The sequence below is a fragment of the Streptomyces sp. AA4 genome (genome assembly GCF_000158875.1).
Lineage (GTDB): Bacteria > Actinomycetota > Actinomycetes > Mycobacteriales > Pseudonocardiaceae > Amycolatopsis.
Window position 1 is genome coordinate 2233434 of the sequence record NZ_GG657746.1, and the last position, 20940, is coordinate 2254373.

General features: G+C 69.3%; 18 protein-coding genes. 10 read left to right on the forward strand and 8 right to left on the reverse strand.

Translation table 11 applies throughout. The features are described from left to right. Positions 1-431 precede the first annotated feature (431 nt). Positions 432-869 (forward strand): SRPBCC family protein, encoded by a 438-nt coding sequence (locus tag SSMG_RS10500; protein ID WP_037713250.1) that lies wholly within the window; start codon positions 432-434, stop codon positions 867-869. A gap of 16 nt (positions 870-885) precedes the next feature. Here the strand turns inward: SSMG_RS10500 and SSMG_RS10505 are convergent, their stop codons facing one another. The 4 genes from SSMG_RS10505 to SSMG_RS10520 form a co-directional block, all read right to left on the reverse strand. Next, positions 886-2547 carry a fumarate hydratase gene (locus SSMG_RS10505; protein WP_009075490.1) on the reverse strand — a complete coding sequence of 554 codons (1662 nt, stop codon included), beginning with the start codon at positions 2545-2547 and terminating at the stop codon, positions 886-888. Between the two features lie 1207 nt (positions 2548-3754). Then, positions 3755-4786 carry a sigma-70 family RNA polymerase sigma factor gene (locus tag SSMG_RS10510; protein ID WP_037713253.1) on the reverse strand — a complete coding sequence of 344 codons (1032 nt, stop codon included), beginning with the start codon at positions 4784-4786 and terminating at the stop codon, positions 3755-3757. Positions 4787-5064: 278 nt separating this feature from the next. After that, positions 5065-5490 (reverse strand): D-aminoacyl-tRNA deacylase, encoded by a 426-nt coding sequence (gene dtd / locus SSMG_RS10515; protein ID WP_009075496.1) that lies wholly within the window; start codon positions 5488-5490, stop codon positions 5065-5067. Further along, positions 5487-6992: a class I SAM-dependent methyltransferase gene (locus SSMG_RS10520; protein ID WP_037716885.1), complete on the reverse strand. Its 1506-nt coding sequence runs from the start codon at positions 6990-6992 to the stop codon at positions 5487-5489. The genes dtd and SSMG_RS10520 overlap by 4 nt, the downstream gene beginning before the upstream one ends. Positions 6993-7011: 19 nt before the next feature. Between SSMG_RS10520 and SSMG_RS10525 the strand changes: the two genes are divergently transcribed. Then, positions 7012-8304: an amidohydrolase gene (locus SSMG_RS10525; RefSeq protein ID WP_037713255.1), complete on the forward strand. Its 1293-nt coding sequence runs from the start codon at positions 7012-7014 to the stop codon at positions 8302-8304. A 29-nt stretch (positions 8305-8333) separates the two neighbouring features. Continuing rightward, positions 8334-8657, forward strand: coding sequence for a DUF3099 domain-containing protein (locus SSMG_RS10530; protein WP_199785867.1), 324 nt, complete (start codon positions 8334-8336; stop codon positions 8655-8657). Between the two features lie 225 nt (positions 8658-8882). On the opposite strand, the gene SSMG_RS10535 is transcribed toward SSMG_RS10530, so the two are convergent. The 3 genes from SSMG_RS10535 to SSMG_RS10545 are packed head-to-tail and all read right to left on the reverse strand — an operon-like array spanning position 8883 to position 11329. Then, entirely contained in the window at positions 8883-9752 is an 870-nt protein-coding gene (locus SSMG_RS10535) for a carbohydrate kinase family protein (RefSeq protein ID WP_009075504.1), read from the reverse strand. Next, on the reverse strand, positions 9749-10663 hold the full coding sequence (locus SSMG_RS10540; RefSeq protein WP_009075505.1) for a pseudouridine-5'-phosphate glycosidase: 915 nt from the start codon (positions 10661-10663) through the stop codon (positions 9749-9751). Before SSMG_RS10540 ends, SSMG_RS10535 begins: the two co-directional genes overlap by 4 nt. 9 nt (positions 10664-10672) lie before the next feature. Further along, positions 10673-11329, reverse strand: a complete 657-nt coding sequence (locus SSMG_RS10545; protein WP_009075506.1) for a hypothetical protein — start codon at positions 11327-11329, stop codon at positions 10673-10675. A gap of 84 nt (positions 11330-11413) precedes the next feature. On the opposite strand from SSMG_RS10545, the gene SSMG_RS10550 reads away from it, so the two are divergent. Next, on the forward strand, positions 11414-11656 hold the full coding sequence (locus tag SSMG_RS10550; protein WP_009075508.1) for a DUF3039 domain-containing protein: 243 nt from the start codon (positions 11414-11416) through the stop codon (positions 11654-11656). Between the two features lie 125 nt (positions 11657-11781). Then, positions 11782-12630 carry a hypothetical protein gene (locus SSMG_RS10555; RefSeq protein WP_009075510.1) on the forward strand — a complete coding sequence of 283 codons (849 nt, stop codon included), beginning with the start codon at positions 11782-11784 and terminating at the stop codon, positions 12628-12630. Between the two features lie 2 nt (positions 12631-12632). Here the strand turns inward: SSMG_RS10555 and SSMG_RS10560 are convergent, their stop codons facing one another. Beyond that, a complete protein-coding gene (locus tag SSMG_RS10560; protein ID WP_199785868.1) occupies positions 12633-13862 on the reverse strand; it encodes a YihY/virulence factor BrkB family protein in 1230 nt (409 codons plus the stop codon). A 236-nt stretch (positions 13863-14098) separates the two neighbouring features. Here SSMG_RS10560 and SSMG_RS10565 point away from each other — a divergent pair, with 236 nt between their 5' ends. The 5 genes from SSMG_RS10565 to SSMG_RS10585 all read left to right on the forward strand — a co-directional run bounded on the left by SSMG_RS10565 (position 14099) and on the right by SSMG_RS10585 (position 20840). Further along, positions 14099-15844: a DEAD/DEAH box helicase gene (locus SSMG_RS10565; RefSeq protein ID WP_037716891.1), complete on the forward strand. Its 1746-nt coding sequence runs from the start codon at positions 14099-14101 to the stop codon at positions 15842-15844. Positions 15845-16193: 349 nt separating this feature from the next. Beyond that, positions 16194-17330 carry a sugar ABC transporter substrate-binding protein gene (locus SSMG_RS10570; RefSeq protein ID WP_009075516.1) on the forward strand — a complete coding sequence of 379 codons (1137 nt, stop codon included), beginning with the start codon at positions 16194-16196 and terminating at the stop codon, positions 17328-17330. 93 nt (positions 17331-17423) lie between these two features. Continuing rightward, positions 17424-18197, forward strand: coding sequence for an ATP-binding cassette domain-containing protein (locus SSMG_RS10575; protein ID WP_009075518.1), 774 nt, complete (start codon positions 17424-17426; stop codon positions 18195-18197). 17 nt (positions 18198-18214) lie between these two features. Continuing rightward, on the forward strand, positions 18215-19648 hold the full coding sequence (locus SSMG_RS10580; RefSeq protein ID WP_009075520.1) for a sugar ABC transporter permease: 1434 nt from the start codon (positions 18215-18217) through the stop codon (positions 19646-19648). A gap of 22 nt (positions 19649-19670) precedes the next feature. Then, complete coding sequence (locus SSMG_RS10585) at positions 19671-20840, forward strand: ROK family transcriptional regulator (RefSeq protein WP_009075522.1); 1170 nt, start codon at positions 19671-19673, stop codon at positions 20838-20840. Positions 20841-20940 lie beyond the last annotated feature (100 nt).

The following is a 20940-nucleotide window of genomic DNA, read 5'->3' on the forward strand; positions in this document are numbered from 1 at the left end:
CCCCCGAACCGCAGGGCGGCTTTGTATCGGGGATGGGGGAGGGGTGGGTGCCCCCGGTGTTTGGGTGCACTGGCGGCGGTTTGTTGCGCGGCTTGGGTGTGTGGTTGCTTTGAGTGGGGCGGCGGGCGGGTCGCGGGTAGCGCCCCAATGTGGCATTGGGTGCATGGGACGCACCCAATGTGGCGTTCGTTGCGTCTGACGCACCCAATGTGGCTTTGGGGGATCCCGGCGGGGTCGGCGCGGAGCGGTCCGTGAAGGGCTCCTTGAGGGAATCTAATTCCCTCAAGGAGCCCTTCACGTCCGGCGGAGGGTCGTGAGGGGAACCCTCAGGGACTTCGGGCGCGGCGGTCCACAGTGGACGCTTGGTCAGTAGGCGGCTGGTTGAGGGTGCGTCGATGGCAGTGCCGGGTGTGCGGTCCTAGGCTTGGGTGATGGGAACTCGCCAGGTTTCGCGCAGCGCGGTTGTCGCTGCTGTGCCGGAGCGGATTTTCGCGTTGCTTGCTGATCCGGCGCAGCATCCGTTGATCGACGGGTCGGGGACGGTGCGGGCCAGTCGGGGGAAGGCGCCTGCGCGATTGTCGTTGGGGGCGCAGTTCGGCATGGAGATGCGGATGGGGGCGCCGTACCGGATTCAGAACACCGTGGTCGAGTTCGAGGAGAATCGGCTGATTGCCTGGCGGCACTTCGCTGGGCATCGATGGCGTTGGCTGCTTGAGCCGACCGGGGACGGGCGGACCGAAGTCACCGAGACGTTTGACTGGTCTACTGCGCGGTCGCCGCTGGCTATTCGGTTGCTGGGGTTTCCCCAGCGCAACGCCGAGGCCATCGAGAAGACTCTCGCCCGGTTGGGCGGGATGTTTCCCGGATGACCTCGGCGCCTGGGGATCAGCGGAAGCTGATTTGCAGGACTGGTTCGCTGGTTTCGGAGAAGAAGTCGTTGCCCTTGTCGTCGATCACGATGAACGCGGGGAACTCTTCGACCTCGATTTTCCAGACTGCTTCCATGCCGAGTTCGGCGTACTCGAGCACGTCGACCTTCTTGATGCAGTCCTTCGCCAGCCGGGCGGCCGGGCCGCCGATCGAGCCCAGGTAGAAGCCGCCGTGTTCCTTGCACGCGGCGGTGACCTGCTTGGAGCGGTTGCCCTTCGCCAGCATCACGAGCGAGCCGCCCGCTGCCTGGAACTGGGCGACGTACGAGTCCATCCGGCCGGCCGTCGTCGGGCCGAACGAGCCGGACGCGTAGCCGTCGGGGGTTTTCGCCGGGCCCGCGTAGTAGACCGGGTGGTCGCGGAGGTACTGCGGCATCTCTTCGCCCGCGTCCAGGCGCTCGGCGATCTTCGCGTGCGCGATGTCGCGCGCCACGACCAGCGGGCCGGTCAGCGACAGACGCGTCTTCACCGGCAGTTGCGCCAGCTGTGCGCGGATCTGGTCCATCGGCTGGTTCAGATCGACCGACACGACCTCGTCGGACAGGCCGTCCTCGGTGACGTCCGGCAGGAAGCGGGCCGGGTCGCGTTCGAGTTGTTCGATGAACACGCCCTCGCTCGTGATTTTCGCCTTGGCCTGGCGGTCGGCCGAGCAGGACACCGCGACGCCGACCGGGCAGCTCGCGCCGTGCCGCGGCAGGCGGATCACCCGGACGTCGTGGCAGAAGTACTTGCCGCCGAACTGCGCGCCGATGCCGAACTGGCGCGTCATCTCCAGCACCTGCTGCTCGAGGTCGCGGTCGCGGAAGGCGTGGCCCAGCTCGGAACCCTCGGTCGGCAGGTTGTCCAGGTAGCGCGCGGAGGCGAGCTTCGCGACCTTGAGGTTGAACTCGGCCGACATGCCGCCGACGACGATCGCCAGGTGGTACGGCGGGCACGCGGCGGTGCCCAGGCTGCGCAGCTTCTCGTCCAGGAACCGGGCGAGCCGCTTCGGGTTCAAGACCGCCTTCGTTTCCTGGTACAGGAACGTCTTGTTCGCGCTGCCGCCGCCCTTGGCCATGAACAGGAACTCGTACGACGGGTCCGCCGAATCGGAGTCCTTGTGATACAGCTCGACCTGCGCGGGCAGGTTCGTGCCGGTGTTGCGCTCTTCCCAGAAGTTGATCGGGGCCATCTGCGAGTAGCGCAGGTTCAGCTGCTGATAGGCGTCGAAAATGCCCTGCGAAAGCGCGCGCTCGTCGTCGCCGCCGGACAGCACGCCCTCGGTGCGCTTGCCGATGACGATCGCGGTGCCGGTGTCCTGGCACATCGGCAGCACGCCGCCGGCCGAGATGGCCGCGTTGCGGAGGAGGTCCATCGCGACGAACCGGTCGTTGCCGCTGGCTTCGGGGTCGTCGACGATCGCGCGCAGCTGCTGCAGGTGTGACGTACGCAACAGGTGCTGGATGTCGGTGATCGCCGTGCGCGCGAGCGTCGTCAGCGCCTCCGGATCGACCTTCAGAAACTTCCGCCCGGCGGCTTCGACGGTCTCGACGCCGTCGGCGGTGACCAGCCGGTACTCGGTGGTGGTGTCCTTGCCGAGCGGCAGGACTTCGGTGTGCTGGAACGTGGTGGGCGGCACAGCGAGGCTCCTTTGCCCTGATCGGGATGGGCTCACGGTACTCAGCGGGTTCCGCCCGGTCGCACGGGCGCGGGGACGCTGTGGGATAGCGCACTCCGCGGCTTTTCGGGCAGGCATGGGGCGGACATGGTCGGGAGGCCGGGCCCACCCCGACGGACCCGACCTCCCGGGGAAAGCGGACCGGATGCGCACACATCCGCTCCGCGTGACTGACGGGACCACCGCCGGCGCGTTGACCGGACGCCGCACAGCGGGGGTCGCGAACGCTTGCTACCCACTGCCCAGAACCGCCAAACGCGAACGAGAGGCGAATTCCACGATCGGGCGCGCGGAGTGGTGACGGGATTGCGGTGGGTGCCTGGGAAAGCGGGATAAATGGGAGGAATCGGGACGCGGAAGGAGGAATTTGCGCGCAGGAGTGACAGGAGGGGTTGGCGAGGCTGCTGAGGCTGGTGGGGTTGATGTGGCGATTTGTCGGCAAATTACGACGGTGTTCCGCGGGGCGGCAGGCGGGGAATCCGGTGCTGGCCACGGCAAACTCCGGGTTGGCCAGCGCGTCAGCTCGAATCAGCCTGCGGGGTGGTCCTCGTGGCGTTGGGCGGGTGGGGGAATCCGGCGCCGGGCACGGCAACTCTGGGTTGGCCAGCGCGTCCGCTCGAATCAGCTTGCGGGCTGGTCCTGGTGGCGTTGGGCGGGTGGGGGAATCCGGTGCCGGGCACGGCAAACTTCCGGGTTGGCCAACTGTGTCGGCCTGACTCAGCCCGCTGACCGGTCTCCGCAGCCTCCGGCGGAGGAAGTCCGGTGCCGGGCACGGCAAGTCCCAGTCAGCCAGTCGCGTCAGCCCGAATCAGCCCGCCATCCGGCCCCGCGGCGTTCCGCGAGTCGGTGAACCGGGGAATTGGCGCCGGACACGACAAAACCCCCGGTCCGAAAGCCGAACCGAGGGTTTTGCGCAACCAGCGGCGCGAACCGCTGCCCACCGAAACAATCTCCTGGCCGAGAATTCCCGTCCCGCCTGACCGGGTCCCCACCCGGTCCCCACGGAAAACCTCGGCCTGCCGGTCTCGCGTGCTTGCCGCGGCCAGGCGCACCGGACCCCACGCCCGGCCGGCCTGCCGCGGTCAGCCCGAATCAGCTCGCTGACCGGCTTCTCCGCCCGCTCCGAAGGGCCAGGCCCCGAAAACCCGGCCCCGGAGAGGGAAGAAACTCAGCTGGCGTAGGCCCGCAGCCGGTCGGCGCGTTCGCCCTGACGCAGCTTCGCCATGACCTCGCGTTCGATCTGCCGCACACGTTCGCGCGAGAGACCGAAGTGCTTGCCGATCTGGTCGAGCGTGCGCGGCTGGCCGTCGTCGAGGCCGTAGCGCAGCCGGATGACGTGCTGTTCGCGGTCGTCCAGCGTCGCCAGGACGCGGCGGAGGTCGTCCTGCAGCAGGCCGGAGATCACGGCGCTCTCGGCGTCCGTCGCCTCCGAGTCCTCGATGAAGTCGCCCAGCGGGGCGTCCTCCTCGGTGCCCACCGGCATGTCGAGGCTCACCGGGTCGCGCGACTGGTCGAGCAGGTCCGAGATCTTGTGCACCGGAATGCCCGATTCGGCGCTCAGCTCCTCGTGCGTCGCGTCGCGGCCCAGCTGCTGGTGCAGGTCGCGGCGGATCCGGGCCAGCTTGTTCACCTGCTCGACCAGGTGGACCGGCAGCCGGATCGTGCGGCCCTGGTCCGCCATGCCGCGCGTGATGGCCTGGCGGATCCACCACGTGGCGTACGTGGAGAACTTGAACCCCTTGGAGTAATCGAACTTCTCCACCGCGCGGATCAGGCCCAGGTTCCCCTCCTGGATCAGGTCGAGCAGCGGCATGCCCCGTCCGGTGTAGCGCTTCGCGAGCGACACCACGAGCCGGAGGTTGGCCTCCAGCAGGTGGTTCTTCGCGACGTGGCCGTCGCGCACCAGCGCGCGCAGCTCCTTGCGGCGCTGCGGCGTGAGGTCCTCGGCGGTGTCGAGCATGTGCTGGGCGAAGACGCCGGCTTCGATCCGCTTCGCCAGCTCGACCTCGTCGGCCGCGGTGAGCAGCGCGGTCTTGCCGATGCCGTTCAGGTACACGCGCACCAGGTCGGCGGCGGGGCTCTGGGCGTCGAGGTCGGCGTCGGTGAGCGCCCCCACGCTCACGCGCTCCTCGGTCTGCTGTGCTGGAATCCCGCGCTCGCGAATCCCGCGCGCTTCGCGTTCGAGAGTCTGGACTGACATTCTGCCTCCCCGGTCACGGGCTGAACGTGTCTCGCCGGCGCCTGCGGGAACGGGGCCTGTGGAATCCCGTGTCCGCGGGCCCAGCCGGCTTGGCTGGACACTGGTCTCAACGCCCCGGGAAGGTGAAACGTTCCCGGTTCGCTGAAATGAGGACGGCCGTACCCGCCCCGCGGTTGCTCCACCAAAACTGAGGTTTTCCTGAGAACCGCTGCGCCCCGGGGAATGCGCTCGAATCGCGCTCCGTGCCTTCGATGTTACGCGGCCTTCTCCACTGTGGTCTAGACCTCAATGAGAACGGTGAACGGGCCGTCGTTCACGCTTTCCACCGCCATCTCCGCGCCGAACCGTCCGGTCGAGACGGTCGCGCCGCGGGCGCGCAGCTGCGCGACCACGGCGTCCACCAGGGGTTCGGCGATTTCCGGCCGGGCGGCGGCGGTCCACGACGGGCGACGGCCCTTGCGGGTGTCGCCGTACAGCGTGAACTGCGACACCACGAGCAGCGGCGCCCCGGTCGTCGCACACGATTCCTCGTCGCGCAGCAACCGGAGTTCGTGCAGTTTGCGGGCCATCGTTTCGGCTTTGCCGGGATCGTCGTCCCGGTGCACGCCCAGCAGCACGAGCAGTCCGGGTTCCTTGATCTCTCCGGCGATCTCCCCCGCGACGGTCACGCTCGCGCGGGTGACCCGCGCCGCCACCGCCCTCACTGCGGCGAGCCCGGCACGAGCATGCCGTGCCGCACAAGTTCGCGGACGATCGGCAACGCGGCGGCGGTCAGTTCGGCCGAATCGAGGCCCTGCGCGGCGGACAGCAGCTCCAGCAAATCCGACAGCGGCAGCGCGCCGCGGCAACCCGCGAGAAGGCGCGTGGTGAGTTCGTCGACCTCGTGCTGCCAACCGGGTCCGTCGGTGCGGTGCAACCGCCGCACGGTTGTTTCCCAGCCTTCGTCGCCGGGAGAGTCGACGCGTTCAAGCAGCACTGTGTCGGGTACCCGGAACGCTACGTCCAACACATTGTCGCCGTGCGTACGCAACCACTCGACGCGGTCGAGCCAGTTCGCTGCTTCGGGACCCAGCGGGTCGTCGTAAGCCTGTCGGAGGTCTTCGCAGACAACAGTCGGCGTCTGACCGTTCGCGCGCCGCAGTGTCACGAAGCCGAATCCGATGCCCTGTACGTCGTTTTCGGTGAACCAGTCGAGCCACGCCGCAGCCTTGGCGCGGCCTTCGGGCGAGCGCGGGTCGATGCCTTCGTCGCGCAGCCAGGTGCCGACGTACAGCCCGGGATCGGCGACGTCGCGCTGTACGAACCACGCGTCGGTCTCAGGCGGCAGCCAGCGCGCGACGCGGTCGCCCCAGTCTTCGCCGCGACGGTGCAACCAGGACGCGAGGAGCTGACCGGTGCCGCCGTCGTTGAGGAAGCTCGGCAGCTGACGGACGACCAGCGCGCTCGCGTCGTCGCCGGCCAGCCCGGAGTCGCGGTAGGTGTAGTCGACGCGAGGCGGACCGACCACGAATGGCGGATTGCACACGATCTGGTCGAACCGGCGGCGCGCGACCGGCGCGAACCACTCGCCGCGCAGCAGTTCGACCTCCAGCTCGTTCAGCCGGAACGTGCCCGCCGCAAGGGCGAGCGCGCGGGCCGACACGTCGGTCGCGGTGACCCGCTGCGCGTGCCGGGTCGCGTGCAGCGCCTGGACGCCGTTGCCGGTGCCCAGGTCGAGCAGAGTGCCGACCGGGCGGCGGCTGGTCGCGCGGATCAGGCTCAGCGACGCGTGCCCGACGCCGAGCACGTGGTCCTCGGGCACGACGTGGCCGAGCATGTCGGCGTCGAGGTCGGAGACGACCCACCACGAACCGTCGTCGTCGCCGTGCGGGCGGATGTCGAGCGCGGCGCGGAACTCGTCCCCGGCGGTCCGCAGGATGCCCGCGGCCACCGCGTCCTCCGCGCTGAGCGGCGCGAAGGCCGACGAGACCGTCTTCTCCGGCTCGGCGAGACCGAGCAGGAACAGCCGGATGAAGACGCCTAGGTCGCCCGCGTCGTGGCTCGCGCGGCGGGCGGGTTCGGGCTCGCCTCGGCCGAGTGCCGTGTGCGCCGCGCCGCCGAGCGCGTCGACGACTCCGTCCGCGTCGTAGCCGGTGCGTCGGAACGCTTCGCGCAGCCGCGCGCAGACGTCGTCGGAAAGGTCAGGAAGAGGCGTGTTCGTGCTCACGGTGGGTAAGCCTGCCACGATGAGCATCGTGACCACCGAGACCACCGAGCGTGTCCTGGCTCCTCTTGAAGCGGCACTGCCGGAGCTTGAAGCGCTGTACGTCGATCTGCACCGTCATCCCGAGCTGGCGTTCACCGAAACCCGTACGGCAGCGGAGCTGGCCCGACGGCTGACTGAAGACGGCTTCGAGGTGCACACCGGCATTGGTCGCACCGGCGTCGTCGGCGTCCTGCGCAACGGCGAAGGACCGACTGTGCTGCTTCGTGCGGACATCGACGCGTTGCCGGTCGAGGAGCAGACGGGCCTCTCGTACGCGAGCACTGCGCGCGGCGTCGACTCCGAGGGTCGCGAGGTGCCGCTGATGCACGCCTGCGGCCACGACATGCACGCGACGTGGCTCTCCGGGGCCGCGCACCTTCTCGCGGCTTCGCGGGAGCAGTGGTCCGGCACGTTGCTCGCGCTGTTCCAGCCCGGGGAAGAGGCCGGAGACGGTGCCGCGGGGATGGTCCGCGACGGGCTTTTCGACCGGGTCGGCCGTCCCGACGTGGTCTTCGGGCAGCACATCGTGCCTGGTCCCGCCGGGTGGGTGTTGACGCGTCCGGGCGTGATCATGGCGGCGACCGACACCTTGCGGATCACCCTGCACGGTCGCGGCGGACACGGGTCGCGGCCGGAAACCACGGTCGACCCGGCGGTGCTGGCGGCGTCCGTGGTGCTCAAACTGCAGACGATCGTGTCGCGGGAGATCGCGGCGACTGAGCCCGCGGTGGTGACTGTCGGCTCGATGCACGTCGGGACCGCGGCGAACGTGATTGCTGACCACGCCGTGCTGGAGGTCAATACCCGGGCCTTCGACGACGCTGTGCTGGTGCGGCTGCGCAAGGCGATTGAGCGGATTGTGAACGGGGAAGCGGCGGCCGCGGGAGCGCCTCAGCCGCCTACCGTGGAGGTCGTGGCGTCCTATCCGGTCACTGCCAATGACGCCGCCGCGTCGGATGAGTTGACTGAGGTGTTTCGCGGGCACTTCGGGGCGGAGGCGACGATGCCCGCGCCGTTGGTCACCGGCAGTGAGGACTTCAGCGAGTTCGGGCGGGCGGCGGGGGTGCCGTCGGTGTTTTGGCTGGTCGGCGGGTTCGATGCGCAGCAGGTGATCACCGCGATGACGGAGGGGCGGTTCGAGACTGACGTGCCCTCGAATCACTCGTCCCGGTTCGCGCCGGTGTTGCATCCGACGTTGCGGACCGGGGTCGAGACGCTGGTCGTCGCGGCGTTGTCCCGGTTTGGCCGCCCGGGTGTCGCGGAAGGGCGGTGAGTGAGACGATGGAACGCGGAGGTGGTGCTGTGAACGCACCCCACGGAGCCGATCCCCGCCCCGAGCCTGTGTTGATCACCGAGGCCGAGCCGTCGCTGGACGATCAGCTGGCGGCGCGGAAGCGGAAGTACGTCATCATGATGGTGTGCCGGATTCCCTGCCTGGTGCTGGCCGGGTTGACTTATCACACGTGGTGGCTGGCTATTTTGTTTTTGGTTATTTCGGTGCCGTTGCCTTGGATCGCGGTGTTGATCGCGAATGACCGGCCGCCTCGGAAGTCGGAGAAGGTCAGTCGGTATTCGCGGGATGCTCGGGCTATTGAGGGGCGGAAGCATCGGGTGATCGACGGGTAGGGTCCCCGGTTTTTCGGCTCGTCGCCCTGGCGGGCGACATTGCGCCCTGAGTGGTTGCGTGGGGCACCCCGATTGTTGATTGTGCAGGGCGGCTTTGTATCGGGGTCAGGGGAGGGCTGGGTGCCTCGAGGTCGGGTGCATCGGCTGCGGTTGGCGGGGGGTCGGGGCTAGCGCCCCAATGTGGCATTGGGTGCGTGGGATGCGCCCAATGTGGCGGCGGATCTCTCAGGGTTGGGGGCCGATGCGGCTTACTGCCAGTGCGCCTAGCCGGGTGCCGGTGCGCAGGACGTCCACTGTGGACTTTCCGGCTAGCCAGGTGGTGAGGACGCCTGCGTCGAAGGCGTCGCCTGCGCCGGTCGAGTCTACGCAGGTGGTTTCTACTGCGGGGACTGACGAAATGCCGGTTTTGTCAATCCAGCTCGCGCCGTCCAGGCCTGCGGTGACGACGACCGCGCCGACGGTGTTCAGCAGTTCGGTGGCGGAGGACGGGTCTGCGGAGCCGGTTAGGGCGACTAGTTCTTCGGTGTTCGGCATGAGCAGGTCGGTGCCGCGTACGTCGTCCAGGAAGGCTGCTGGGTCGTGGATGTGGGCGGCTGCTTGGGGGTCGACCGAGGTGGTCAGGCCCGCTTCCTTCGCGGCGGCGAGTGCGGCTAGACCTGCGGGGCGCGACGACGGGTCCAGCAGGACATAGCCGGACAGGTGCAGGTGCGTGGAGCCAGCTAGGGCCTCGGGGGTGACGTCTTCGGGGGCGAAGCGTTTGTTCGCGCCTCGGTCGGCGAGCATGCTGCGTTGGCCTTCGCCGTCAACTAGGACTACTACGCAGCAAGTGGGGGCTTCGGGGTCGGTCGCGAAGGCGCAACGGACGCCCGCGGCCTCCAACTCGGCCCGGATCAGGCGGCCGCCTGAGTCGTCGCCGATGCGGGCGATCAGGGTGGTTTCCGCGCCCAGGGAACGCAGCCACAGTGCGGTGTTCGCTCCGGCGCCGCCGCCGGTGAAGCGGATCGCGGCTCGGGCGTCGCCGCCGTGGGGGAGGGGCTGGTCGTGCCTCGCGACGACATCCAGACCTGCGTCGCCGACTACTGCGATTCCGGTCACGACAGGGCCACCGCTACTTCGGCCGCCAGTTTCGCGTTGGACAGCACCAAAGCTTCGTTCGCGTCGATGCTGACGCCTTCGCTCGCGGTGTGGAAGTGTTCCAGCAGCACGGGAGTCACGTCCGCGCCGTGGACGTCGGCGTCGGCCAGTTTCGCCAAACCCTCTCGCAACAGGCGGTCGTGCAGCGCACGGTCCATTTCGGACTCTTCCGGGATCGGATTGGTCAGCAGGACGCCGGAATTCGCGTAGCGGCGGTGGGCGGAGACGACCGCGGCGGCCTGTTTCGGGTCGTCTACCCGCCAGCCGACGGGGTGGCCCGACGAGCGGAGGTAGAACGCGGGGAAATCGTCGGTGCGGTAGCCGAGGACGGGCACCGAGTTCGTTTCCAGCACCTCGAGCGTGGCGGGGATGTCCAGGACCGACTTCACGCCGGAGCACACGACCACGGTCGGCACCTTGGCGAGGACGCCGAGGTCTGCCGAGACGTCCCAGCTCTGCGCCGCGCCCAGGTGCACGCCGCCGAGGCCGCCGGTGGCGAAGACGCCGATTCCGGCTGCCGCGGCGAGCGCGGAGGTGCCCGCGACAGTCGTGGCGCCGGAACGGCCGAGGCCGACCGCGGGGCCAAGGTCGCGCAGGGACAGCTTGTCCAGATTGGCGTCGGGGGCGCAGACGCGCTCCAACTCGGCGGGGGAGAGGCCGATGACGGGCCGTCCGTCCAGCACGGCGATGGTGGCCGGCACGGCGCCGCCGTCTCGCACGGTCTGCTCGATGCGGCGGCCGACGTCGAGATTCCGTCCATACGGGAGGCCGTGCGAAAGGATCGTGCTCTCGAGGGCGACGACGGGGTGACCGTCACGCAACGCCGAGGCGACTTCCTCGTGGACGAACAGGGGAGTGGTCTGGGTGGTCACGAACGGACATCATCTGTGATCGCCGCGTGCGCTGCGGCATCGGGTCAGCTCTGCCTGCAGATTCTGCCGCGCGGCGGCTTCCCAGCGTGAGCGGGCGCTTTCGGTGAGGTACAGCGCCGGGCGCGCGAGAAGGCTTTCCAGGACGGCGGCGCGTCCGGTCGCCCAGGCGTCGTCGGGGTAGCGCGCGTACTCCTGACGCACGTTGTCCACGTACGCGGCGTACACGGCGGGCGGTGCGCCGAGGATGGCTAGGTCGGCGTCGAGGAGGGCTGCTGCGGCGAAGTCGCCTTCGGGGGCTTCGTGGGCTGCGGTGGCGAGGACGAGGGCTTCGGCCTGGTCGATGTGCGCGTCGGCAACCCCCGCGCGCGTGAGCCAGCGGCGAAGCCATTCCGCGCTGCGTTGTTCGTCTTGGCCGGGTACGGCGTCGTAGACCACGTCATGTGCCCACGCGGCGAGGACGACGACAGCGCGTTCGTGGAAGCGCAACTCGGCCGCAAGCTGCTCCGCGTCCTGCGCGACGGCAGTGGCGTGGGCGAGGTCGTGGTAGCGGCGGTGCGGTTCGGTGTAGCGCGTTTCCAGGTCGGCCCAGGCGTCCTGGCCGACGTGGTGGTCGCCGCCGAGGCGGGTGAGCGCGCTGTGCCAGCGGGGTGCGGACTCGTGCGGCATCCGGGCTCCTGTGGGGTCCCTTGGCAGGTCAGACGAGCCTAGCCGGGCATGACCGCGGGCGCGGCGCTGAGGCATGATGGTGGGGTGAGCACCGAAACGCTGACCAAGCCGGAGACCGACCGCACCGAGTCGACCGACGACGACTCGCCGAAGATGTTCCACTACGTGCGCAAGAACAAGATCGCCGAGAGCGCGGTCATGGGCACGCACGTCGTGGCGCTCTGCGGCGAGGTCTTCCCGGTCACGAAGTCGCCCAAGCCGGGTTCCCCGGTCTGCCCCAAGTGCAAGAAGATCTACGAGGGCCTCCGTCCCGGCGGCGACGACTGATCCTTCCCGCGCGTCCCGGTGCGCGGGAACAAAGGTGAAAATCCTTCACTCGGTGGCTGTGCACCCGGGGAGGAACTGGTAGACCTGCAGTCCGGCCAGTCGCCTCCCCGCAGGAGTGTCCTCGCATGCGCGCAACCGGGATCGTGCTCTCCCTCGTCGTCCTGCTGTCCGCCTTCAGCGCCGTCGCGGCGGGCGCCGCGGACGCGGTGACCGGATGGACCGCCGTCGGCTCCGACCGGGCCCGCCCGCTCGACGAGAGCCAGGGCCTCGCCACCGTCGAACGCCCCTCGGGCACCAGCATCCGCTACACCGGCATCGGCACGGTCGACCCGGGCCTGGCCGCGAAGGGCTGGAACCACATCGGCGACCCGGGATCCGCGAAGGGCTGGTACGTGGAGCCCTACCAGCGCGACGACCGCGGCGCGAAACTCTTCCGCGTCGAGGCCCCGGACGGCTCCCGCGCCGACTACCAGCACGCACTGGAATCGTGGGAGGCCAACAACAATTCGTTCGCCGCGGTGTCGCCCGACGCGCGCTGGCTCGTCTCCGGCGAGTGGGGCACGATGGACCGCCTGCTCGTCTACCCGATGCCCGGCGTCGCGGCCACCGATCCCGGCCAGAACCTGCCGTACGCGTCGGCGATCCGGCTCGACCACCCGGTGCGCGACGTCCAGGGCTGCGATTTCGTCACCGCCACCCGGCTCATGTGCTCCTCCGACGACCCGGACGGCAGCCTCTTCGGCACCACCAAACCGTTGCTGCAGGTCGATCTCTCCGGCTCGGTCTCCGGTTCGGACGTCACCGGGCATGTCACTTCGCTTGGCCAGCTCCCGCTGCAAAGCGGCTGCAGCGGCAATTTCGAGGTCGAGGGCATCGACTACGACGAGCGCGACGGGACCCTTCGCGTGGTGGTGATGTCGCCGAGCATCTGCATCGCGTTCGACAGCAAGACGTGGCGGTTCCGCCAGGGCTGAGGTCAGCCCTGGCGCGGGCGGTGCTGGCGCGGTTCCGGGCCGGGAGACGGCTCGGAACCGGTTCGCTCCTCGGCCGCACGCTCGGGCCTCGGGAGCTGCACGGTCTCCGATCCCGAGTGGTTCACCTCGGCGCCGTTCGATTCGCCGCGATCAGCGCCGGACTCGGCGGAGTCGTCTTCGGAATGCCGCTTCGGCCGACGCAACGGCATCGTCGTGCGGTCCCACAGGCGACGGCCCTCCTCGGCTCTCATCCGCTCGTTCGCGCGTTCCATCTCCAGCCGTCGCCACTTGCGCCGCTGCCGCCGGGTCGCCTTCGCGGGCCACAGCTCCTGGATCGCGCTGTTGAAGTACGCGCCGCCGACCACCGCGAGGCCGATGAAGAACATCAGCAGCAGGAACGCGATCGGCGCGGCCAGTGCGCCGTAGGTGTAGCCGGTTTTGGTGATCCAGTTCAGGTAGATCCGCAGCCCGATGCTCGACACCAGGAAGACCACGCCGGCCAGCATCGCGCCCGGCAGGCCGCGGTGCCAGGGCAGCCGGCGGGGCAGCGCGAGCTTGTACAGCGTCGTCAGCGCGAGCGCGATCATCACGCCCAGCACCGGGTAGTAGAGCGTGCCGACCCAGGACGAGACCGTCGGCCGCCAGTCGACCGGGAAGAACTCCGGCAGCAGGTCCGGCCCGATCGCCAGCAGCGGCAGCCCGATCACGAGCCCGATCAGCGCGCACAGGTACAGCAGCAGCGCGAAAATCCGCTGCCACACCTCGTTGCGGACGCCGTACTGGTCGTGCGCGACGGTGATCGCGTCGACGAACGACGACATCGCCGACGAACCCGCCCACAGCGAGATCACGAAGCCCACCGACACGATCTCGCCCTTGCCGACGGTGAGGATGCTGTTCACCGTCGGTTCGATGATCTCCTGCACCGCGTTCGCGCTGAAGATCGTGTGGCTGAAGGTGATGATCCGGTCGTGCACCGCGGTGACCACGTTCTGGCCGAACCACTCGCCGATGAAGCCGACGCTGCCCAGCAGCCCGAGCAGCAGCGGCGGGAGCGACAGCGTCTGCCAGAAGGCCGCCTCGGCGGCCTCGGAGAAGATGTTGCCGTCCCACGCTTTCGCGAGCGTGCGGGTCAGGAGCCGCCACGGCCCCCTGCGCACGGTCTTCTCCGGCACGCTCTTCTTCGGCACTGCCTCGCCGTTCGGCACTGCCTCGCCGGCGTCCGGTGTCACCTCGCCCATGGTGTGTCCCAGCATGGTCCATGCGCGCGGTTTTGGCTCGTCACCCCCGCCGAGACGGGGCGTGTCGGAGGACACCACCCGTGGCGGTGCCGGGCGCCCGGGGACTCGGAAGGTAAGCTGGCCGACGTGCCCTCATCGCGGCGCCCGGCGGCGAAGCCGGTGCCACAGTGGGGGTTTTCGCACGTCACGGCCGCGCCGAGCGGCCCGAGGAGGGGGTGAACCGAGTTTTGTCCGAGACGACCCAGCCGGTCCTCGGGGCGCCGCCCGCAGCGACGGACTCCACCGCGCGCCCGCTGCGCGCCTGGCAGCGCCGAGCGCTCACGAAGTACCTGTCGAGCAAGCCGAAGGACTTCCTCGCGGTCGCGACGCCGGGCGCGGGCAAGACCGTCTTCGGCCTCCGGATCGCCGCCGAACTGCTGTCGGACCGGACCGTCGAGGCGGTCACGATCGTCACCCCGACCGAGCACCTGAAGCACCAGTGGGCGGCCTCGGCCGCGGCGGCGGGCATCCCGATCGACTCGAACTTCCGCAACACCACCGGCGTCACGTCGTCGGACTACCGCGGCGTCGCGGTCACCTACGCGCAGGTCGCCGCGCATCCCACGCTGCACCGGGTGCGCACGGAGAACCGCAAGACGCTGGTGATCCTCGACGAGATCCACCACGCGGGCGACGCGAAGTCCTGGGGCGACGCGACCAGCGAGGCGTTCACGCCCGCGGTGCGCAGGCTCGCGCTCACCGGGACCCCGTTCCGCAGCGACGACTCGCCGATCCCGTTCGTCACCTACGAACCGGACGCGGGCGGGTTCCAGCGCAGCAAAGCGGACCACTCGTACGGCTACTCCGACGCCCTCGCCGACGGCGTGGTCCGGCCGGTCGTGTTCCTCGCCTACTCCGGCGAGGCCTCGTGGCGCACCAGCGCGGGCGAGGAGTTCACCGCGCGGCTGGGCGAACCGCTCACCGCGGAGCAGAACGCGCGCGCCTGGCGCACCGCGCTCGACCCGGCCGGCGAGTGGATCCCGGCGGTGCTGCAGGCCGCCGACACGCGGCTCAGCCAGGTCCGCCAGGGCATCCCGGACGCGGGCGGCCTGGTGATCGCCACCGACCAGGAAACCGCGCGCGCCTACGCCAAGATCCTGGAACGGATCTGCGGTGAAACGCCGACGCTGGTGCTGTCCGACGACCCGAAGGCGTCCGGGCGGATCAAGGAGTTCTCCGAGACCACGGAACGCTGGATCGTCGCGGTCCGGATGGTGTCCGAAGGCGTCGACGTCCCGCGGCTGGCCGTCGGCGTGTACGCGACCAGCGCGTCCACCCCGCTGTTCTTCGCACAGGCCATCGGCCGCTACGTGCGGGCCCGGAAAAAGGGCGAGACGGCGAGCATCTTCCTGCCGAGCGTGCCGGTGCTGCTGGAACTGGCCAGCGAGCTGGAAGCGCAGCGCGACCACGTGCTCGGCAAACCGCACCGGGAGAAGGAAGGCTGGGACGACGAACTGCTCGCCCAGGCCAACCGCACCGAGGACGAACCGGGCGAGGAGGAGAAGGCGTTCACCTCGCTGCACGCCTCGGCCGAGCTCGACCAGGTCATCTACGACGGCAACTCGTTCGGCACCGCGGTCTTCTCCGGTTCCGACGAGGAGCAGGAGTACCTCGGCCTTCCCGGCCTGCTGGAGCCGGACCAGGTCCGCGCGCTGCTGCGCAAGCGGCAGGAAGAGCAGATCTCCGACGAGAAGCGGCGCAAGCCGAAGGCCGAGGAGCAGGCCGCGCCCGCGCCCCGGCCGCAGTCGGTGACCGAACGGCTCGGCGCGCTGCGCAAGGAGCTCAACGCGCTGGTCGGCGTGTACCACCACCGCACGAAGAAACCGCACGGCGCGATCCACAACGAACTGCGCCGCCAGTGCGGCGGCCCGCCCACCGCGATGGCCACGGTGGAGCAGCTCGAGGAACGCATCGTCACGCTGCGCTCCTGGTAGTCCTTCTCGGCAAACAGCGGGGCGCACGACGTGGTCGTGCGCCCCTTCTCCTGGTAGGACAGTTCGTCCGGGGCGATCCGGGCGCCTGAAGGGGCACCGTCGCGCCTCGGACCGGACAAGACCGGACAACTTCTCGTTACGCTCGGTGCGTGGCAGGGATCACTCAGTCAGCGCACCGCGCAGATGAGGCCTGCGTTGCCGAACCGTGTCCATTTGGTTTCGGTTACTCGATCCCGCCATCTTCCGCAGAGCCGTTCCGCGGCATATGTTGTCGGCCACAACATATCTGCGACGGTGCACGGGGACCCCTCCCGATCACCCCGCGAGCATGATCGGAGAAGGAACGAGGATGCGCACCAGAACCCTTACCCTCCTCGCCGCGACGGTGAGCGCCGGCCTGGCGCTTTCGGCGTGCGGCGCCAACAGCGCGGGCTCCGGGAGCTCGGGGGACAGCAAGAGCTCCGCTTCCGCCCCGGCGGGCGGCGGCGCCAGCGGCAAGGTCGGCGTGATCCTGCCGGAGACCGCCACCTCGGCCCGCTGGGAAGCCTTCGACAAGCCGATGCTGCAGGCCGCGCTCTCCGCGCAGGGCTTCAGCGCCGACATCCAGAACGCCCAGGGCGACAACCAGAAGTTCTCCACCCTCGCCGACGGGTTCATCAGCTCGGGCGTCAAGGTGCTGATCATCGCCCCGTCCGACCCCGCGGTCGGCGCGGCGATCGAGGCCAAGGCCAAGAACGCGGGCATCCCGGTGATCGACTACGACCGCCCGAGCCTCGGCGGTTCGGCCGACTACTACGTCTCGTTCGACAACGAGAAGGTCGGCGAGATCCAGGCCCAGGGCCTCGCGGACGCGCTGAAGAGCAAGCCGGGAGCCAACGTCGTCCAGATCGAGGGCGCGCCGACGGACAACAACGCGACCCTGTTCGGCAACGGCCACGACAAGATCCTCAAGCCGCTGTACGACTCGGGCGCGCTCAAGCTCGTGCAGAAGCAGGCCATCGACAACTGGGACGCCCAGGTCGGCGGCACGACCTTCGAGCAGATCTTCACCCGCGTCAACGGCAAGGTCGACGGCGTCGTCGCGGCGAACGACGAGCTGGCCGGCGCGGTGATCACCGTGCTGAAGAAGAACGGGCTCAACGGGAAGGTCCCGGTCACCGGCCAGGACTCGACCCCGGCCGGCCTGCAGGCGATCCTGCGCGGCGACCAGACGCTGACGATCTTCAAGCCGATCAAGGAAGAGGCGGAGAACACCGCGAAGCTCGCGGCCGCGCTGGCCAAGGGCGACAAGGCCGCCGCGGACGCGATCGCCACCGGCAAGCTGCACGACCCGAAGAACAACCGCGACCTGAAGTCGGTGCTGCTGCAGCCGCAGCTGATCACGATCAAGGACATCAAGACCGTCGTCCAGCAGGGCTACGTCAAGGCGTCCGACATCTGCACCGGCGACCTCGCCGCCAAGTGCACCGAAAACGGCATCTCCTGACGCCGTAGCCACTCCCCGCCAAGCAGCCGGGCCGGGACGCGTTCCCCCGACACGCGTTCCGGCCCGGCACCCACGCGAGAGACAAGCGAATCCATGAGCGAGCCCATTCTCGACATCACCGGCCTGAACAAGAGCTTCGGCCCGGTTCACGTCCTGCACGACGTGGACTTCGCCGTGCGGGCGGGCGAAGTGACCGCGCTCGTCGGCGACAACGGGGCCGGCAAGTCCACTTTGGTCAAATGCATCGCGGGCATCCACCCCTACGACACCGGAGCGGTGCGGTTCAACGGCGCGGACGCGCACATCCGCGGCCCCAAGGACGCCGCGGGACTCGGCATCGAGGTCGTGTACCAGGACCTCGCGCTCGCCGACAACCTCGACATCGTGCAGAACATGTTCCTCGGCCGCGAGCGCGGCAGCAGCTGGCTGCTCGACGAGGCCAGCATGGAGAAGGCCGCGCGCGAAACGCTGGCGTCGCTGGGCGTCCGTACGGTGAAATCCGTCCGCACCCCGGTTTCCTCGCTGTCCGGCGGGCAGCGCCAGACCGTCGCGATCGCGAAATCGGTGCTGTGGAACAGCAAAGTCGTCATCCTCGACGAGCCGACCGCCGCGCTCGGCGTCGCGCAGACCAAGCAGGTGCTCGATCTCGTGCGCCGGCTGGCCGAACAGGGCCTCGGCGTCGTGCTGATCAGCCACAACATGGCCGACGTGTTCGAGGTCGCGGACCGGATCGCGGTGCTCTACCTCGGCCGGCTGGTCGCGGAGGTCCAGACCGGCGACGTCACGCACAGCCAGGTCGTCGAACTCATCACCGCGGGCCGATCGGGCGATCTCGGCCTGGCCCGTCCCGAAGCTGTCGCGCTGTGAGCGAGAAAGAACCCGCCATGACCGAAACTTCCGAGAAGCCGCAGACGCCGGACGCGCCCAGCGGGGCGATCGCCGACTTCGGCATCGACACCACCTCGTTGTCCACCGGCGAAGCGATCAGGGACTACTTCGCGCGGATGAAGGACGGGCAGCTCGGCTCGATTCCCGCCGTGCTCGGCGTGATCGTGCTCGCCGTGCTGTTCAGTGCGCTTTCCGGCGACTTCTTCACTCTGCGGAACATCGCCAACCTGCTGGAGCAGGGCGCGGGCCAGACCATCATCGCGATGGGCATCGTGTTCGTGCTGCTGCTGGGCGAGATCGACCTGTCCGCGGGCACCGCTTCCGGCGTGTGCGCGTCGCTGATGGCGCTGCACTATGTCCACAATGGAAACTTGCTGGGCTCCATGGGAACCGGCGTGTTCATCACGTTCATCGCGGTGCTCGTGCTCGCGGTGGTGCTGGCGCTGCTGCAGAAGATCTGGGCCGGGGCGGCGGTTTCGCTGGTCGGCATCGTGGTGATCCTGATCGGCGCGCCGGTCAACGCGTGGGTCGAAATGCTCATCGCGGTCTGCACCGGCACCGCGATCGGCTGCATCACCGGTTTCCTCGTGTCGAAGATCGGGATGCCGTCCTTCGTCGTCACGCTGGCGCTGTTCATCGTGTGGCAGGGCGTGATCCTGCAGTTCGTCGGCGAAGGCGGCACGCTGCCGATCAGCACGAGCGACACGCTCAACGCGGTCGCCAACGGCAACCTCTCGGTCGTCGGCAGCTGGGTGCTGTTCGTGGTGGCGGCAGGCGGATACGCGGTGCTCGCGCTCGGACAGCACTTCTCGCGGCTGAAGCGCGGCCTGGTGGTCCAGCCGACGCCGATCGTGCTGGCGAAGGTCGGTGCCATCGCGGTCGTCGCCGCGGTCGCGACGTACCTGCTCACCATCAACCGGGCGTCGAACGACCTCGTCGTGATCGCGGGCGTGCCCTACGTCGTGCCGATCGTGCTGGTCCTGCTGGTGGCGGGCACCTACGTGCTCAACCGCACCAAGTACGGCCGGCACCTGTACGCGGTGGGCGGCAACAAGGAGGCCGCGCGCCGCGCCGGCATCAACGTGCCGAAGCTGCGCACCAGCGTGTTCGTGATCAGCTCGTCGTTCGCGGCGATCGGCGCGATCGTGTACTCGTCGAAGGTCGGCTCGGTCAGCGGCCAGTCCGGCGGCCTGAACACGCTGCTGTTCGCGGTCGGCGCGGCGGTCATCGGCGGCACCTCGCTGTTCGGCGGCAAGGGCCGGATCATGGACGCGGTGATCGGCGGCGCGGTGCTGGCGATCGTCAACAACGGCCTTGGCCTGCTCCAGCAGAAGGCCGCGGTGGTCAACATCATCACCGGCCTGGTGCTGCTGCTGGCCGCTTCGGTGGACGCGTTGTCGCGACGGCGGGCTGAGGCGTCGGCACGCTGAGGGCAGATGGGAAGATGATCCGGTGAGCAGCCCGCCCGTCGCCCGCCCGGACGAGGTGCGCCGGCACAACCGCACGACTCTGCTGCGCCTGCTGCACGTCGGCGGGCCGAGCACGCGGGCTGCGCTGGCCACCGAACTGGGGCTCAACCGGAGCACCATCAAAACCCTCGTCGACGGCCTCGCCGAAGCCGGCGTGGTCGAGGAGAAAGTGCCGAGGCCGGGGCGAGGGGCGGGCCGCCCCTCGCTCCTGGTCCTGCCGCAGCCGCACGCCGCGGTCGTGCTCGCGGTCGACTTGCAGGTCGAGCACGTGGCGATCGCGCTGGTCGGGCTCGGCGGGCAGATCCTCGGGCGCAACAGCTGGAACCTGCACGCCCGGACGCGGACCGCGGACGAGGTCATCACCCACGTCATCGAGTCGACGCGGGTGCTGGCCAGCGACCTCGGCGTGGAGCCGGTGGCGGCCGGGGTCTCGGTGCCCGGGGTGGTGCGGCGGGCGGACGGCCTGGTGCACGAGGCCCCCAACCTGCGGTGGACCGATGTGGCACTCGGGGACCGGCTTTCGGCGGTTTTGCGGATCCCCGTGCTGGTGGCCAACGACGCCGAACTGGGCGCGGTCGCCGAGCATTTGCGCGGGGCGGCCCGGGGTTCTTCGGATTCGGTGTACGTGTCCGCGGATGTCGGGGTCGGCGGTGGGGTGATTTCGCAGGGGTCTTCGCTGCGCGGAGGAGCCGGGTACGTCGGCGAGATCGGGCACATGGCGATCCGGCCGGGCGGGCGGGCTTGCTACTGCGGGAGCCGCGGGTGCTGGGAGACCGAGATCGGCGAGGCGGCGTTGTGCCGGGCGCTGGGATTGCCGGAGGACACGCCTCGCGGGGTGATTCTGGTTGAGCTGCGGGAGTTGGGGTTGGATGCCGCCGCGGCTGCCTCGCGGTTGGCGGAGTATGCGGAGTGGCTCACGTTGGGGCTGGTCAACGTGGTTAATCTGCTGGGGCCGGAGTTGGTGGTGCTGGGGGATTTGCTGACGGTGTTGCCGGAGTCGGTGATGCGGGCGGTTGCCGAGGAGGTCCGGGGGAGGAGTTTGGTTTCTCGGGCGGTTGGGGGGACTCGGATCGTCAGTTCGGCGTTGGGGGCGGATGTGAAGCTGCTGGGGGCGGCTGAGGTGGCGTTTGAGGTGGTTTTGGACATGGTGTGAGTGGGGCGGCTCGTCGCCCTGGGGGGCGACATTGCTGCGCCTTGGTTGCGTGGGGCACCCCGATTGTTGATTGTGCTGACGGTTCGGGGGTGCTTGTCAA